This window comes from Bacillus sp. OV322 (genome assembly GCF_900112495.1).
GTDB lineage: Bacteria > Bacillota > Bacilli > Bacillales > DSM-1321 > Peribacillus.
Genome location: NZ_FOMA01000001.1, coordinates 234686 through 249174 on the forward strand (window position 1 = coordinate 234686; position 14489 = coordinate 249174).

Consider the following 14489-nt stretch of genomic DNA (forward strand, 5'->3'; position numbering starts at 1 on the left):
AAAATCATTCTGGCTGCTGCAGGAGCTTATGGAGAGGAGCATGTGAAGCATGGCAGTTACAATAAAAGATGTTGCAAAGTTGGCAAACGTTGCCCCTTCAACTGTTTCCAGGGTAATTGCAAACAATCCCCGAATAAGTGACAAAACAAAAAATAGAGTGCGTGAGGCTATGAATCAATTAGGCTATCACCCTAATTTCATTGCCCGTTCACTTGCCAATCAATCGACAAGGGTAATTGGGCTGGTTTTGCCGAGTTCTACCGATATTTATTTTCAAAACCCATTTTTCTCAACCGTTCTCAGAGGGCTGAGCGAGGGGGCACATGAAAAACAATATGCCCTGCAGATTAATACCGGCAAAACAGAGGAAGAGATATATGAGGGCGTCGTCCATATGGTCCAAGGCGGCAGGGTAGACGGTATCGTATTGCTCTACTCTAAAATAGAAGACGGGATCATTGCCTATCTGCGGGAAAGGAAATTTCCATTTACCGTAATCGGGAAACCATCTGATCATGTAGAAGAAATTACCCATGTTGACAATGATAACTATCGCGCTTCCAAGGAAGCTACGGATTATCTGATCAAGCTTGGACATGAAAAAATAGGGTTTATCGGCGGCAAGCTGAATCTCGTAGTTACGGTAGAACGGCTCCTGGGTTACAAGGAGTCTCTGCAGGAAGCTCAAATTGGATTGAATGAAGCCTACATCATTCATGAGGAGTTTTTGAGAGAGGGAGGACAGGAGGCGATAAAGGAGCTTATATCACTGATTGATCCGCCTACCGCCCTTGTTGTAGCAGACGATCTTATGGCAATTGGAGTAGTCAATACCCTGACGGAAATGGGGATGATTGTTCCTGACCATGTATCCATAATTTCCTTCAATAATGTCTTATTTGCCGAATTGTCGAGACCGCCGCTGACTTCAGTTGATATTAACATTTTTGATTTAGGCTACCAGGCCGCAAAAAGCCTGATTACAAAGCTCGAAAATCCATGCGAGCCGGAAAAACGGATCATCATTCCCCATCAATTGGTCGAACGGGTTTCGTGCAGTCCTCAAACAAGAGCAAAAATGCAAGTATAACAAAAAGGCTTCCAGAATGCCGGAAGCCTTTTTGTTGTTTATATCCTATTCCTCATCCATTTACGACTGATCCGCCATTTACATGGATGATTTGCCCGCTTACGTATGAAGAATCATCGCTGGCAAGATATACATAGGCAGGAGCCAGTTCCTCAGGCTGCCCCGCTCTGCCCATTGGAGAGTCTGTCCCGAATTTCTGCACATCTTCTTCGGAGAAGGAAGCGGGAATCAGCGGAGTCCAGATTGGTCCCGGAGCTACTCCGTTTACCCTGATTCCGTCTTTTACAATAGAATTTGAAAGTGCTCGAGTAAAGGCAACAATCGCTCCCTTTGTAGAGGAGTAATCAATTAATTTCGGATTGCCCTGGTAAGCTGTGATGGAGGCTGTGTTGATGATGCTGCTTCCTTTTTTCATATGGGGAATGGCAGCTTTGGTGAGGTGGAACATAGAAAAGATGTTGGTTTTGAAAGTTCTTTCAAGCTGCTCTGCTGAAATGTCCAGGAAGTTTTCCTGAACGTGCTGCTCTCCGGCATTGTTCACAAGTATATCAATAGAGCCAAATTGATCAGCTGCTACCCGCGCTACTTCCTGGCAGAAAGACTCTTCGCCAATGTCGCCATTAAGCAATACACATTTTACACCTTCTTTTTCCACCAATTGTTTCGTAGTCTGGGCATCTTCATTTTCATCCAAATACGCAATGACTACATTCGCACCTTCTTTTGCGAAATAAATAGAGACAGATTTTCCAATTCCGCTGTCCCCGCCAGTAATGATCGCTGTTTTGCCTTTTAGCTTGCCGCTTCCATTATATTTCGATTTTACGGATTCTGGATTCGGGGTCATTTTTGTTTCTGTTCCTGGCTGATGCTCCTGATGCTGCGGTGTAAATCCTTGTTTGCTTTCTTCATTGGTATTAGCCAAAGTGTATCCCTCCAAATAAATTTTGTCTGCCCCCTTTTTATTCCATTCTTTAAGGATATTAAAACATGGAAAAAATAGTAAAAACAAAAAAACCTCGCCATCGTAAAGGGGAATCACAAACTCAGAATTGGAGCGTAAGGTGCGGGATTAGCGGTCCATGTGAGATTCCGCGGGCGCGGCTGAGGATGCTTCTTATCGCCCGCCCCACGGAAAGCGAGCATCCTGGAGTGAAAATCAACCCCTTGTTCAATAGCAGCAAAGTTTACGAAAATAGCCAAATAAAAAAGCCCATAATTGGGCTTTTCAAAATAATAAGCTTTAGGCTGTTCCGGGCGTTTTAACGGTAGTTGATAAACTGCACATCGATGGACAAGTCAGCACCGCGGATGGCTGAAATAATGCCCTGCAGGTCATCCCTGTTTTTTCCGGTTACGCGGATTTGGTCATCCTGAATCTGGCTTTTTACTTTCAAGCCGCTGTTTTTTATAATGGTGTTTATTTTTTTTGCCTGTTCTTTATCAATTCCCTGAACAAGCTTTGCCCTTTGGCGGACAGTGCCGCCTGAAGCGCCTTCAATTTTTCCGTAGTCCAGGTTCTTGATTGGCACATCACGCTTTACAAGCTTTGAGATTAATACATCCTTTAGCTGATCAAGCTTGTACTCATCGTCAGAAACAAGAATAAGTTCTTCTTTTTCGAGGGATATATCACTTTTGCTTCCTTTAAAGTCATAGCGCGTCTGTATTTCTTTAAGGGCCATGCTGACTGCATTGGTTACCTCAGAAAACTCCACCTTGGATACAATATCAAACGAATTTTCCTTTGCCATAATTACCTCCGGGATTTTTGATGTCTTTATTATAGATAATCAGGGAGATGATGACAACCAAACAATCTTAAAGAATCATAAAAGAAGCAGGGTTTCCCGCTGCTCCTTTTCCTACATCTGTATTTATTGTCCAGTGCAAACTCCTGGTGAGGCCCTGTACGGAATCTCCCTTATTTGTGGTCCGTCTTTTTTGAATAAGAGTGCTTGCCTGCCTCACTATTCTTTGCCCGGGATATATTTTCCCTGGCATTGGCCGCTTGATTATCTTTCGCCTTTTTATTATTATCAGCTGTGTTTGACAATATGGAAACCCCCTTAAATGATGTTAAGGTTAGTATCCTGCAATCTGAAGAGAACTATGTGCACCATTACAATTTGGGCGATTTGTTCAAGAAAAATAAGGCGATTGTACCAGGGCCTGAATGTGCCCCGATTGCAGCACCGATTGTATTTATGATAAAATGTGCGGTGCCAAACTCTTCTTCGATGGATTGCTTCCATTCAAGCGCCGTTTCCAGATCATCTCCATGGCTGATGGCAACCGTTTGATTCTCGAGTCCCTCGCCGCGTTCATGCATCAATTCTATGACCCGTTTTAAAAGTTTCTTTTTGCCGCGAAGCTTTTCAAGAGGGACGAGTTTTCCATCTTCCACATGCAAAAGAGGCTTGATGTTCAGTAGGCCGCCTACGAGTGCAGAAGCTTTGGATATTCTTCCTCCGCGCGCGAGATATTCTAAATTATCGACAGTGAAGAGATGCTCCATATGTTCAATATGAAAAGTAATATCACTCATGATTTCTTTTTTATCAGCACCATTCAGCGCTAAGCGGGCCGCACTTTCCACGACAAGGCCGCCGCCAAGCGAAGCACATTTTGAATCGATAATTTCAAGATCGAGTCCGGGGTACTCTTCTTTAACAAGGTTCCGGACCATGACTGCAGTCTGGTAAGTTCCGGATAGCTCTGAAGAAAAAGCAATATAGATGGCAGTCCGGCCGCTTTCTGCTATCTCCTTGAATACTGATTCAAAAACCTCTGGAGAAGCCTGGGAAGTTTTTGGGGTTTTTCCTGATCTCATTGCTTCGAAAACATCCTCAGGCTGTATCCCCTTAACATCCTCGTAAACTTCTCCATCAAGGTTTACTTGTAAGGGAATGAATGTAACCTGGTTTTCTTTATAAAAAGACAACGGCAAGTCACTGGCACTGTCTGTTAAAATTTGAATGGTCATTATTGCACCTGCTTTCTAAAACAATATTGTTTTTTAGATTGGCTGTTTTCGTAAACTTTGCTGCTTTCGAACAAGGGGTTGATTTCCGCTCCAGGATGCTCGCTTTCCGCGGGGCGGGCGGTGAACCTCCTCTGCTGCGCCTGCGGGGTCTCACCTTCCCGCTAATCCCGCAGGAGTCTCGCACCTTCCGTTCCAATCAACCTCATTTAATAATGAAATTGCCTCACAGAACTCATTAAAAAACAACAATCTTTAAGAAAAGAGCCTTTAGATTAAATCAAGTTCATCTATTCAAGCCTGCAGAAACAGCTGTTTGAATGGGTTCAGCTCCATATTAAGTGAAGCAAAATAACATTTCGCTGTTGTATGGTATGTATAGGCATAGCGGATAGTATGCCTGTTTTGTTAGGTGCTGACAAAAACATGAAATTGAGTTAATATACCCAGTTTACGCATACTGCAGGAAAATTACAATCCATTCATGTCTAGAATAACTGGCTGAGGGGAATAGGATACTAATGTTTAAGAAGAATGGAGGACTTTTATGTACATAGTAGAAGCAAAAAAAATCATTGTAGTGGTGATTGGCGCCTTTTTGAATGCAATCGCCATGAACTTCTTTTTAATCCCGGCAAATGTTTATGCCAGCGGATTTACCGGGGCAGCCCAGCTTTTGTCTAAGCTGCTGGGCTCTTTTGCGCCTTTTAATATATCGACGGGCATATTGCTGTTTGTATTAAATGTGCCAGTTACGATTATTGCTTGGAGAAAAATAGGAAAGTCTTTTACATTTTACAGTTTTATCAGTGTTCTGTTATCGACCATTTTCCTAGAAGTACTGCCGGTGAAGCATGTATCGCCTGATATTCTTCTAAATGCTGTCTTTGGGGGCGTCATTGCGGCAGTCGGAGTGGGGCTGACTTTGAAATTCGGTGCATCTACAGGAGGTATGGATATCATTGCCATGCTTCTTTCAAAGGTCAAGGATAAGCCTGTCGGCGTGTATTTCTTTATGCTTAACAGCATTATTATTATTACCGCAGGAAGCATTTACGGCTGGCAAAATGCCCTGTATACGCTTGTGACCCTATATGCTTCCACACGGGTAATTGACGCGATCCATACGCGCCATGAAAAGCTTACAGTCATGATTGTCACAAATAAGGGGGAAGAATTAAAAAAAGCCATTCATGCCAAACTTGTCAGGGGTATTACATCTGTTCCTGCCAAAGGGGCCTTTACTAATCAAAATAAAGAAATGATGATGATTGTCATCACCCGCTATGAGCTATACGATCTGGAGCAAATAATCAGGGAAGCAGATCCGACTGCCTTTACGAATATAGTCGAAACGGCAGCTGTATTTGGAGCATTTAGAAAGGATTGAACGACTCTGATATTACAAAATGTAAAGAACATGACGGCTAAATTACAATTGAAAAAACTTTGTTTTTCATGTTTATTGTTCAGTCAAAACGGCTATTTTCAGTAGTGTAACTTACAAAAATCTTATTTAGGAGTGATTCATAATGGCTAACCAAAAAGATGGGAAAATGAGCAGAGAAGAAGCAGGCCGTAAAGGCGGAGAAGCAACTTCGAAAAATCACGACAAAGATTTTTATCAGGAAATCGGACAAAAAGGCGGAGAAACCACCGCTGATAATCACGACAAAGATTTTTATCAGGAAATTGGACAAAAAGGCGGAGAAGCCACAGCTGATAATCATGATAAGGAATTTTATCAGGAAATCGGCAAAAAAGGCGGAGAAGCCACATCAGAGAACCATGATAAGGAATTTTATCAGGAAATCGGCAAAAAGGGCGGAGAAGCCACATCAGAGAACCATGATAAAGACTTCTATCGGGAAATTGGCGAAAAAGGCGGAAATTCCCGCAATAACAACAACGACTAATGATCTAACTATAAAGCATCACAGCATCACAGATTTCGTGAGTTTTTCTTTAGTCCATAAACCGTTTTTAAAAAATTCTAAGGAGTGATTGAATAATGGCTGACAATCAGAATGGCAAGATGAGCAGAGAAGAAGCTGGACGCAAGGGCGGAGAAGCCACTGCAAAGAATCATGATAAAGAATTTTATCAGGAAATCGGCGAAAAGGGCGGAGAAGCCACTTCAAAAAATCACGATAAAGACTTTTACCGGGAAATCGGTGAAAAAGGCGGAAAAGCCCGAAACAGTAATAATGATTAACGTTTAAAAGAAGGCCAAGCTCCTCAATGGGGCTTGGCCTTCCTTTTGTATTGCTTATACATAAGGAGCGAAGCAGGTTACATATCCAGCAAGGCTAATACTTTTATTCTACGGCGGGCATTTAGGCTTTAGAGTTTCCCCTCAAGCTCTTTTTGAAGCTCGCTCAATTGTTCCTTTTCAGCAACAGTAGAATTTGCAAAAGCTGAGGAAAGGGCATTCTTGGCAATTTCCTCGGTGTCTTGCTTTTGATGCACTTGATTTTCCTGATGCTCATCATGATCTGCATGCAGGGCTTCCTTTACGAAGTCGCGAGCCTGCTGAAATAATTTATTTGCCATTAGAAACCACCATAACTTTGTTCTGACATGCTTTGGAGCTTTCTTTCTTCTGCTTCAGCGTACGTAGAATGATAAGGGATTTTTTCAGCATGCTTGGATACAGTATCCATGCCCTGCTTGACAAATCGTTTGGATTTACTGCTTTTACCCATCACTATCGCCTCCGTATTTAAAGCATTGCACCGGAATTGCTTCCTGTACATCAATAGTTTGGCTGTAAAGGAGGGATATTAACAGCGTAAAAATATGGAATTAGAATTGCTCATTTAAGATTGAATTTTTCTTCAAGGAATACAGCAATTCCGTCTTCTTCATTGCTGAGCGTGATTTCATCGGCCATTTCTTTTAATTCAGCGAGACCATTTCCCATCGCGACGCCAGTACCTGCATATTTTATCATTTCAAAATCATTATCTTCATCGCCAAAAGCAATGATTCTTTCTCTTGGAATGTTAAAATATTTTGCGACCCTTTCCAATCCTACCGCTTTGTTTAAGCCGGATTTAACGATTTCAATTACATGGAACGGATCAGCCCATCTGCGGTGATCGATTACTTCTGCATGCACGTCTGATAAATGCTCCCTGATTTGGGCGACATGCTGGGCATCAGTATGTATGAGCATGCTTGTTGGGGGCACATTAAGAAAACTTCTAAGGTCGCCTGTTGTGATAACAGGATTTCCCATGCGCATGATATCAATCAGCTTTTCGTCATGATAATGGAAGTAAACATCATCTATGACTTCTGCAACAATATTGTGATAGTGGAAGCTGTCACATGCATCTACAATTTGTTTGGCGACATCTATATCCAGCGGAGAATGATATGTTCCAAAGCTTTTATCTAATGGATGGTGAACAAATGCACCATTGAAGTTGACGATCGGTGTAGTCAGCCCGAGCTCCTGATAATAAACCTCGCACGAGCGGAAAGGCCTTCCTGTAGAAATCATGACTTCGTGACCTCTGTCTTTTAATTGGGAAAGAACCTTTTTTGAACGCGGAGATATGGACTTATTGTCAGTAAGCAATGTTCCATCTAGATCTAATGCGATTAAGTATTTTTCAGCCATAAGGTCACCCTCTGTTTTCAGTATTGTATTACATGCTATAATATTAAGTTTACTTCCATTTTAAGCGAAAGTTAAATCTTTTTCATTCTTTGGACATTCCTGTATAGTAAAAATATATAACATATATTAAATAGTATTCACGATGGAGGGATTTTCATTGGTGGTCATTGAAAAGGAAAGGATAGGGGATATACCTGTCCTGCATATAGCCCAAAAAGAAAGATATGATGAAAAACTTCCTTTTATCATTTTCATACATGGATTTACGAGCGCTAAGGAGCATAATCTTCATTATGCCTATTTAATGGCTGAAAAAGGATTCAGGGTCCTTCTGCCTGATGCTGTTTATCACGGCGAGCGCTCTCAGGGGTACAGTGAAACTCAACTAATGATGCGATTCTGGGGCACGGTTGTACAAACCATTAAGGAAATCGAAATCTTAAAGAATGATCTGCTGAATAGAAATTTGATTTTACCGGATAAAATAGGCATATCGGGGACTTCGATGGGCGGTATTGTAACGAATGGTGCCATGGCAGTATATAAATGGATCAGTGCGGGTGTCAGCCTTATGGGCAATCCTTCTTATGTTAAATATGCCCGGATGCAAATGGAAAACATCCAAAAACATGCAGCGGATATAAACATCCCCCAGCAGGAAATGAATAAACAGCTTGAGCTGATCCGCGACTATGACCTCAGCCTGCACAGCGATAAGCTTGCAGGCAGGCCGATGCTGTATTGGCACGGCGCCAAAGACCCTGTAGTCCCATATAAACACGCATCCGACTTTTATGAGTCCATGCGCCCGGCTTATGCCCATGCAAAGGGAAAGCTGCAGTTTATCCTGGATAAACAGGCAGGACATAAAGTAAGCAGGGAAGGTGTACTGAAAACAGCTGAATGGTTTGAAACCTTTTTGGGACAAGCAGGGCAAAAAGCTTAACTCACGTGACATACAATGTTATGATAAAAAGCATAAGAAAGATTCAGTGAAGGAGTGAAATACATGGACCAGGATTTAAAAGATAACATTATGGGGGCTTTAGAACAGGTCATCGACCCTGAACTTGGCATAGATATAGTAAATTTAGGTTTAGTTTATGATGCTGATTTGAATGAAGAAGGTCTGGCTACTGTGACCATGACACTGACTGCTATGGGCTGCCCTCTTGCCGGCACCATTGTGGATCAAGTGAAATATGTGCTTGAGGATATTCCGGAAATTAAAGAAACAGAAGTAAATATTGTCTGGAATCCGCCTTGGACAAAGGATAGAATGTCACGATATGCCAAGATTGCCCTAGGGATTAAGTAATACCGAGAGTACGGAAAACAAAGAATATATATAAATTTTAACAATGATGGACATTAAGCCGGAATCTGCAAAACGGGAATGACAAAAGGCAGCAGCCTTTTAGAAGATTTTTGTTTTGTTGAATTCCGGTTTTTTGCATGGTCATTTATTGCTCCTGAAGCTGCATATCATAAACAGATTAGACTTGCGGCAAAAACCTTAAGCTGATTATTGTTCAATACTCACAAAAAATGATACAATCAGTTATTATTTCATTATCCCTGTTTTTAAGCAGGACAAAAAAAACGGTGAATGACTGTTTGAAAATACCGATTAATCTTTGCAGATATAAATAGATAAAACAATTAACATTTGCTGAACTCATACCTCTAAGGGAGTGAAGAAGTTTGTATAACACCAAAGTCAAAGACGCTCTGGACAGACCCTTAAGAGACTTGCGGATTTCTGTTATAGATCGTTGCAACTTCAGATGTCAATATTGCATGCCTGCTGAGATTTTCAATGAAAATTTTCATTTTCTTCCTAAAAGCGAATTGCTGTCTTATGAGGAAATTGAGCGGACGGCCAGAATATTTGCAAGCCTTGGAGTTGAAAAACTGAGGTTGACTGGAGGAGAGCCCCTCCTCAGAAAAGATCTTCCTAAGTTAATTAAGAACTTGTCACAAATTGAAGGAATTAACGATATTGGTTTAACAACAAATGGCGTTTTTCTTAAAAGATACGCGAAAGAATTAAAAGAATCAGGTGTGCACCGTGTAAATATCAGCCTAGACAGCATAGATGATGAGCTTTTCAAGCAAATTAACGGCAGAAATATAGGAACCAAAGCTGTTATGGAAGGCATTCAGGCTGCTAAAGAAGCAGGGCTGGGTGTTAAAGTAAACATGGTTGTTAAAAAAGGGCTGAATGAGAATCAAATCCTGCCAATGGCACGTTTTTGCCTTAAAGAAGGAATACAGCTCCGTTACATCGAGTTCATGGATGTCGGGAGCACAAATGGCTGGCAAATGGAAAATGTTGTGACAAAGAAAGAAATTATTGACCTGCTGCAATCTGAATTCGAAATTGAACCGGCAGAAGCAGATTATTATGGTGAGGTGGCAAAAAGATATCGCTACAAGGGTACAGATACCGAAGTCGGATTTATCACCTCTGTTTCAGAATCGTTCTGCGGCAGCTGCACCAGGGCAAGACTTTCGGCAAACGGAAGCCTTTATACCTGCTTGTTTAATGGAAACGGACACGATATAAAGGGACTTCTGCGGTCTGAAATGACTGACAGCGAATTGACTGATCATATTGTTTCCCTCTGGAATCACCGGAAAGATAGATACTCAGATGAACGGGCAGAAGGCAAAAACATCCATCAGGAAAAAATTGAAATGTCCTATATAGGCGGCTGAGAACAAAAAAGATCTGATTTTGCAATCAGGTCTTTTTTTGTCTCTTTTTTAGGTTCTATATTAAATGTTGGGGTTCCCACACAATGTAAAGCCAAAAAAATGCACGTAATCATCCAGTTTTTTATAATTGAGTTGACGAGAAATGCATTCATGCTGAGATCCTGTCAAACCTCATACCTGTCCATTTTGCCAGTCCCCTACCAAGAAAGTCCATGACTTTCGGATACAGAAAATCAAGCCCTTGAAAATATTTGAAAGACAGACGCTGCTCTTCTATAAAAGGCGGCCGCTGTGCATCCCAGTACGGATTCAGAACCGTAGACTGCACAACTAACTTAAGTTCTTACGAAATTGATGAACTGGCAAGGATGGTTTTACATGTAGGTGATAAGGCGACCAGTGCCTTTATACAACAAATTCGACGAAGACTTTCTATCTTGGAAAGACCGTTAGTAATCGTCAGAGGAGACCAAAAAAGTTATATTTATGCTAACATTAATCCCAAATATGCTCAAATGGTTTTAACTATCTTACGAACCTTTTAGAACTTTTGACTGCCATAAAAAGCTTGGGATAAAGAAGGATTAACACCAGCCCAAAGAATAGGGATAACTGATAAGTTTTTTACAATGAAAGATATAATTTATTTACGATAGAGGAGGAACCATTCTGGATAAGACCAAGGTTATGGCTTATTTTAGTGCAGCGGGTGATGAATTTCCTGTGGATGCAGTTACCACCGCTCTTGGTATTGTGTCTACAAATACTTATAAAAAAGGAGATGTTATCGAAAGACCTGATAATCCCAATCTTGTATCCACCAAAATAAGATATAGAAAAGAAACTAATTGGACTTTAAGCACTGGATACCAGGAATCATATGACATAAATAATCAGTTGAGTGTAATTCAAAAATCGCTTGAAGGGAAAACGGAACAATTAAAACATCTCAAGGAGAAATATGCTTTAGAGTTTCTTTTTATGGTAGTGATTCAAGTTGAGAATAACGAATCGCCAGCAATGTATTTACAGAAAGACATTATTAATTTTGCTAGTTCAATTCAAGCGGAAATTCATTTTGATTTATATATATTTAGTTAAATTAAAAACGCTGTTGATGTAGGAAATCAACAGCGTTTTCTTATGTGAGTATATGTGTGAGTTGCTCTGAGATTTCCTGTAAAAACAAGATGTGTTTTACCTTGCTTACACCTCAACACTGAACCCGTTACTATGCAATCAGATCTTTTTTTTTTCTCTTTTTTTAAGGCTTTTTCTTAATGATCGATGTTTTTTAATGAGTTCTAAGAGGTGATCTCATTATTAAATGGGGTTGATTGGAGTGGAAGGTGCGAGACTCCTGTGGGATTAGCGGGAAGGTGAGACCCCGCAGGCGAAGCAGAGGAGGCTCACCGCCCGCCCCACGGAAAGAGAGCATCCTGGAACGGAAATCAACCCCCTTGTTCCATAGCAATAAAGTTTACGAAAAGCCTATTTAAAATTGTTTTTTTATATGTTCTGTGAAGCGACCCCCGTTTTTAAACCGGGTTGATTGAGTGTAAGGTCCGAGCAGCATTTTGCATGTGAGATTACCAGAAGTTCAAGATATCAGCAAAGTTTATTAAACTGTTTTCTTTGTATTCATTATGGGAAGGGATGAATGAGTAATTAAAAATATCTAAAAATTTATAAAAATACAATTGATTTAATTTTTATTCAATCATATAATAGTAGAAATAAAGAGCCGGCGCGTCCGGGGAGTGGAGATGATATCTTGAAGGCATCCATTGTTGGAGCATCAGGCTACAGCGGTTTGGAGTTGATCCGTATTCTGGATAATCATCCGGGAATAGAGGTTGTTTCCGTGCATGGATCTTCTTCTGGAATCAGGGGTATGACGGATGAATATGCACACTTAATGCATAAAAATATGAATATTCTAGAGTTTGATCCTGGCGGAATAGCATCCGCATCAGAATTGGTTTTTGTTGCTGCTCCTTCGGGGGTTTCAGCAGAGCTTGTGTCGGCATTACATAACTATGATGTGAAGATTATTGATTTATCAGGTGATTTAAGGCTCAAAACGCCTGGAGAATATGAAAGATGGTATAAGCATAAAGCTGCACCCCAGGAACTTGTTAATGAAGCGGTGTATGGCCTTTCAGAGTGGAATGCAGCATCTATAGAAAATGCGGGAATCATAGCAAACCCAGGGTGTTATGCTACTGCTGCACTGCTGGGTCTCGCCCCGCTAATTACTGAAAACTTAGCAGCGGGTGACATAGTGATTGATGCAAAGTCCGGGGTATCGGGCGCAGGAAAGGCACACACAGCGATGAGCCATTTCAGCGAGATGAACGAAAACTTAAAAATTTATAAAGTGAATCAGCATCAGCATATTCCTGAAATCGAGCAGCAGCTTTCATCCTGGTCATACGGAAATGAACCAATCACCTTCAATACTCATTTGATTCCGATGACAAGAGGGATCATGGCAACCATGCATATTGCATTAAAACAAGAAGTTTCGGCATCACAATTAGCTGAATTATATAAAAGCACATATGAAAGTAATCCATTTGTCCGAATACAAAACCTTGGAACATTTCCATGCACAAAGCAGGTGTATGGCAGCAACTTCTGCGATATAGGTGTTTCATATGATGAAAGGACAAAGAAAGCAACCATTGTTTCTGTAATAGATAATCTTGTGAAAGGAGCGGCAGGCCAGGCAATCCAAAATGCAAATATAATGATGGGCCTTAAAGAAGAGACAGGATTGCTGAATATTCCTGTATATCCTTAAAACAAAACCGGAGGGCTAAAATGAAAATCTTGCAGCAGGCTGGAAACATAGAACAAATGACAAATGGAAGTATAGTCTCGCCGATAGGATTTAAAGCGGGAGGCGTGCATGCCGGTTTGCGGTATTCAAAAAAAGACATCGGGATGATTTTTACAAAACTGCCTGCAAGCTGTGCAGCGGTTTACACGCAAAGCGAAGTGAGAGCAGCACCGCTTGAAGTTACACAGAATAGTATTAATGCAGAAGGGAAGCTTCATGGAATCATTGTCAACAGCGCCTGTGCAAATGCATGTACCGGAAAACAGGGACTTTTGGATGCATATGAAACAAGAGAAATGATGGGGGATAAATTCAATCTTCCTTCCCGCTATTTTGCAGTCGCCTCCACAGGTGTAATTGGAGAATACCTGGAAATGGATAAAATTAAAAAAGGAATCAGCATGATAGAGACCACTTCCAATGCCGGGGCCGCCAAGGATTTTGAAGAAGCCATATTAACAACAGACACAGTGACAAAAAGCTGCAGCTACCGGGCTGTCATTGATGGAAAAACAATTACAATGGGCGGCGCCGCAAAAGGATCAGGCATGATACATCCAAACATGGCAACAATGCTTGGCTTCATTACTACCGATGCGAACGTGGAATCTGCAGAACTAAAAGCAGCGCTTTGCCAAGCTGCAGATGCTTCCTTTAACCAAATCACCGTAGACGGAGATACATCAACCAATGATATGGTGCTGATATTGGCAAATGGTGCTGCCGGGAACAGGCCGCTTACTTCCTTACACCCGGAATGGGATGTATTTCTCGGACTGCTGAAGGCTGTTGCAGAGAATCTTGCAAAGCAGATTGCCCGGGACGGAGAAGGAGCTACAAAGCTTATTGAAGTAAACGTCACAGGAATGAAAACGAAGCAGGCCGCACAGCAGATGGCGAAGGTCATTGTGGGTTCAAGTCTTGTAAAAACGGCAGCTTATGGAGCAGACGCCAATTGGGGGAGGATTATAGCAGCAATGGGCAGAAGCGGGCATAAGTTCAATCCTGAGGCAGCAGATATTTTATTTGGCGATATTCTGGTCTTCAAGGAAGGAGAGCCGCATCCATTTTCGGAGGACGCCGCAAAAAAGTACTTAGAAGAAGACTCCATCACCATTACCGTCCATTTAAAGGAAGGCCATGAAGCGGGAACGGCATGGGGCTGTGATCTTACCTATGATTATGTAAAAATCAATGCCAGCTACCGGACCTAAAGGAGAAT

The 14489-nt window shown here is 41.4% G+C and carries 16 protein-coding genes and 2 pseudogenes; 11 read left to right on the forward strand and 7 right to left on the reverse strand.

Annotation, left to right across the window (positions count from 1 at the left end; genetic code table 11):
* Window positions 1–49: 49 nt before the first annotated feature.
* Window positions 50–1090 (forward strand): LacI family DNA-binding transcriptional regulator, encoded by a 1041-nt coding sequence (locus BM126_RS01140; protein WP_090987409.1) that lies wholly within the window; start codon window positions 50–52, stop codon window positions 1088–1090.
* A 52-nt stretch (window positions 1091–1142) separates the two neighbouring features.
* Here BM126_RS01140 and BM126_RS01145 read toward each other — a convergent pair whose 3' ends face one another.
* The 4 genes from BM126_RS01145 to BM126_RS01165 form a co-directional block, all read right to left on the reverse strand.
* The gene (locus BM126_RS01145; protein WP_090987411.1) at window positions 1143–2015 is read right to left on the reverse strand and encodes an SDR family oxidoreductase; all 873 of its coding nucleotides are present in this window, start codon (window positions 2013–2015) and stop codon (window positions 1143–1145) included.
* Between the two features lie 337 nt (window positions 2016–2352).
* Window positions 2353–2844 carry a YajQ family cyclic di-GMP-binding protein gene (locus BM126_RS01155; RefSeq protein ID WP_071350153.1) on the reverse strand — a complete coding sequence of 164 codons (492 nt, stop codon included), beginning with the start codon at window positions 2842–2844 and terminating at the stop codon, window positions 2353–2355.
* 170 nt (window positions 2845–3014) lie between these two features.
* The gene (locus BM126_RS01160; RefSeq protein WP_090987415.1) at window positions 3015–3146 is read right to left on the reverse strand and encodes a DUF3941 domain-containing protein; all 132 of its coding nucleotides are present in this window, start codon (window positions 3144–3146) and stop codon (window positions 3015–3017) included.
* A gap of 66 nt (window positions 3147–3212) precedes the next feature.
* Entirely contained in the window at window positions 3213–4076 is an 864-nt protein-coding gene (locus BM126_RS01165; protein ID WP_090987417.1) for a DegV family protein, read from the reverse strand.
* Between the two features lie 544 nt (window positions 4077–4620).
* Between BM126_RS01165 and BM126_RS01170 the strand changes: the two genes are divergently transcribed.
* The 3 genes and pseudogenes from BM126_RS01170 to BM126_RS01180 all read left to right on the forward strand — a co-directional run.
* Window positions 4621–5463, forward strand: coding sequence for a YitT family protein (locus BM126_RS01170; protein ID WP_090987419.1), 843 nt, complete (start codon window positions 4621–4623; stop codon window positions 5461–5463).
* Between the two features lie 142 nt (window positions 5464–5605).
* Window positions 5606–5989 (forward strand): glucose starvation-inducible protein GsiB, encoded by a 384-nt coding sequence (gsiB, locus tag BM126_RS01175; RefSeq protein ID WP_090987421.1) that lies wholly within the window; start codon window positions 5606–5608, stop codon window positions 5987–5989.
* A 95-nt stretch (window positions 5990–6084) separates the two neighbouring features.
* Window positions 6085–6285 (forward strand): annotated as a pseudogene (locus BM126_RS01180) (KGG domain-containing protein); the annotation flags it as partial.
* Window positions 6286–6416: 131 nt separating this feature from the next.
* Here BM126_RS01180 and BM126_RS01185 read toward each other — a convergent pair.
* From BM126_RS01185 to BM126_RS01190, 3 genes are all read right to left on the reverse strand, one after another.
* Window positions 6417–6626 carry a DUF3813 domain-containing protein gene (locus BM126_RS01185; protein WP_090987423.1) on the reverse strand — a complete coding sequence of 70 codons (210 nt, stop codon included), beginning with the start codon at window positions 6624–6626 and terminating at the stop codon, window positions 6417–6419.
* The gene (locus BM126_RS22090) at window positions 6626–6778 is read right to left on the reverse strand and encodes a hypothetical protein (protein WP_170846079.1); all 153 of its coding nucleotides are present in this window, start codon (window positions 6776–6778) and stop codon (window positions 6626–6628) included. The genes BM126_RS01185 and BM126_RS22090 overlap by 1 nt, the downstream gene beginning before the upstream one ends.
* Before the next feature lie 110 nt (window positions 6779–6888).
* Window positions 6889–7701: a Cof-type HAD-IIB family hydrolase gene (locus BM126_RS01190; RefSeq protein WP_090987425.1), complete on the reverse strand. Its 813-nt coding sequence runs from the start codon at window positions 7699–7701 to the stop codon at window positions 6889–6891.
* Between the two features lie 157 nt (window positions 7702–7858).
* Here BM126_RS01190 and BM126_RS01195 point away from each other — a divergent pair, with 157 nt between their 5' ends.
* From BM126_RS01195 to argJ, 7 genes and pseudogenes are all read left to right on the forward strand, one after another.
* A complete protein-coding gene (locus BM126_RS01195; protein WP_090987428.1) occupies window positions 7859–8647 on the forward strand; it encodes a prolyl oligopeptidase family serine peptidase in 789 nt (262 codons plus the stop codon).
* 63 nt (window positions 8648–8710) lie between these two features.
* Window positions 8711–9019 carry a metal-sulfur cluster assembly factor gene (locus BM126_RS01200; protein WP_090987430.1) on the forward strand — a complete coding sequence of 103 codons (309 nt, stop codon included), beginning with the start codon at window positions 8711–8713 and terminating at the stop codon, window positions 9017–9019.
* A 386-nt stretch (window positions 9020–9405) separates the two neighbouring features.
* Window positions 9406–10422, forward strand: a complete 1017-nt coding sequence (gene moaA / locus BM126_RS01205) for a GTP 3',8-cyclase MoaA (protein ID WP_090987432.1) — start codon at window positions 9406–9408, stop codon at window positions 10420–10422.
* Between the two features lie 166 nt (window positions 10423–10588).
* A pseudogene (locus BM126_RS01210) lies at window positions 10589–10708 on the forward strand (transposase family protein); the annotation flags it as partial.
* A gap of 401 nt (window positions 10709–11109) precedes the next feature.
* Window positions 11110–11523 (forward strand): DUF4279 domain-containing protein, encoded by a 414-nt coding sequence (locus tag BM126_RS01215; RefSeq protein WP_090987434.1) that lies wholly within the window; start codon window positions 11110–11112, stop codon window positions 11521–11523.
* A gap of 673 nt (window positions 11524–12196) precedes the next feature.
* Entirely contained in the window at window positions 12197–13228 is a 1032-nt protein-coding gene (gene argC, locus BM126_RS01220; protein ID WP_090987436.1) for an N-acetyl-gamma-glutamyl-phosphate reductase, read from the forward strand.
* Window positions 13229–13248: 20 nt separating this feature from the next.
* Window positions 13249–14481 (forward strand): bifunctional ornithine acetyltransferase/N-acetylglutamate synthase, encoded by a 1233-nt coding sequence (argJ, locus tag BM126_RS01225; RefSeq protein ID WP_090987438.1) that lies wholly within the window; start codon window positions 13249–13251, stop codon window positions 14479–14481.
* Window positions 14482–14489: the final 8 nt, after the last annotated feature.

Excerpts from the sequence above, each read along its gene's own strand:
- BM126_RS01140 (WP_090987409.1), top strand. The coding sequence starts at position 50 with ATGGCAGTTACAATAAAAGATGTTGCAAAGTTGGCAAACGTTGCCCCT.
- BM126_RS01155 (WP_071350153.1), bottom strand. The coding sequence starts at position 2,844 with ATGGCAAAGGAAAATTCGTTTGATATTGTATCCAAGGTGGAGTTTTCT.
- BM126_RS01165 (WP_090987417.1), bottom strand. The coding sequence starts at position 4,076 with ATGACCATTCAAATTTTAACAGACAGTGCCAGTGACTTGCCGTTGTCT.
- BM126_RS01170 (WP_090987419.1), top strand. The coding sequence starts at position 4,621 with ATGTACATAGTAGAAGCAAAAAAAATCATTGTAGTGGTGATTGGCGCC.
- gsiB (WP_090987421.1), top strand. The coding sequence starts at position 5,606 with ATGGCTAACCAAAAAGATGGGAAAATGAGCAGAGAAGAAGCAGGCCGT.
- BM126_RS01185 (WP_090987423.1), bottom strand. The coding sequence starts at position 6,626 with ATGGCAAATAAATTATTTCAGCAGGCTCGCGACTTCGTAAAGGAAGCC.
- BM126_RS22090 (WP_170846079.1), bottom strand. The coding sequence starts at position 6,778 with ATGGGTAAAAGCAGTAAATCCAAACGATTTGTCAAGCAGGGCATGGAT.
- BM126_RS01190 (WP_090987425.1), bottom strand. The coding sequence starts at position 7,701 with ATGGCTGAAAAATACTTAATCGCATTAGATCTAGATGGAACATTGCTT.
- BM126_RS01200 (WP_090987430.1), top strand. The coding sequence starts at position 8,711 with ATGGACCAGGATTTAAAAGATAACATTATGGGGGCTTTAGAACAGGTC.
- BM126_RS01215 (WP_090987434.1), top strand. The coding sequence starts at position 11,110 with ATGGCTTATTTTAGTGCAGCGGGTGATGAATTTCCTGTGGATGCAGTT.
- argJ (WP_090987438.1), top strand. The coding sequence starts at position 13,249 with ATGAAAATCTTGCAGCAGGCTGGAAACATAGAACAAATGACAAATGGA.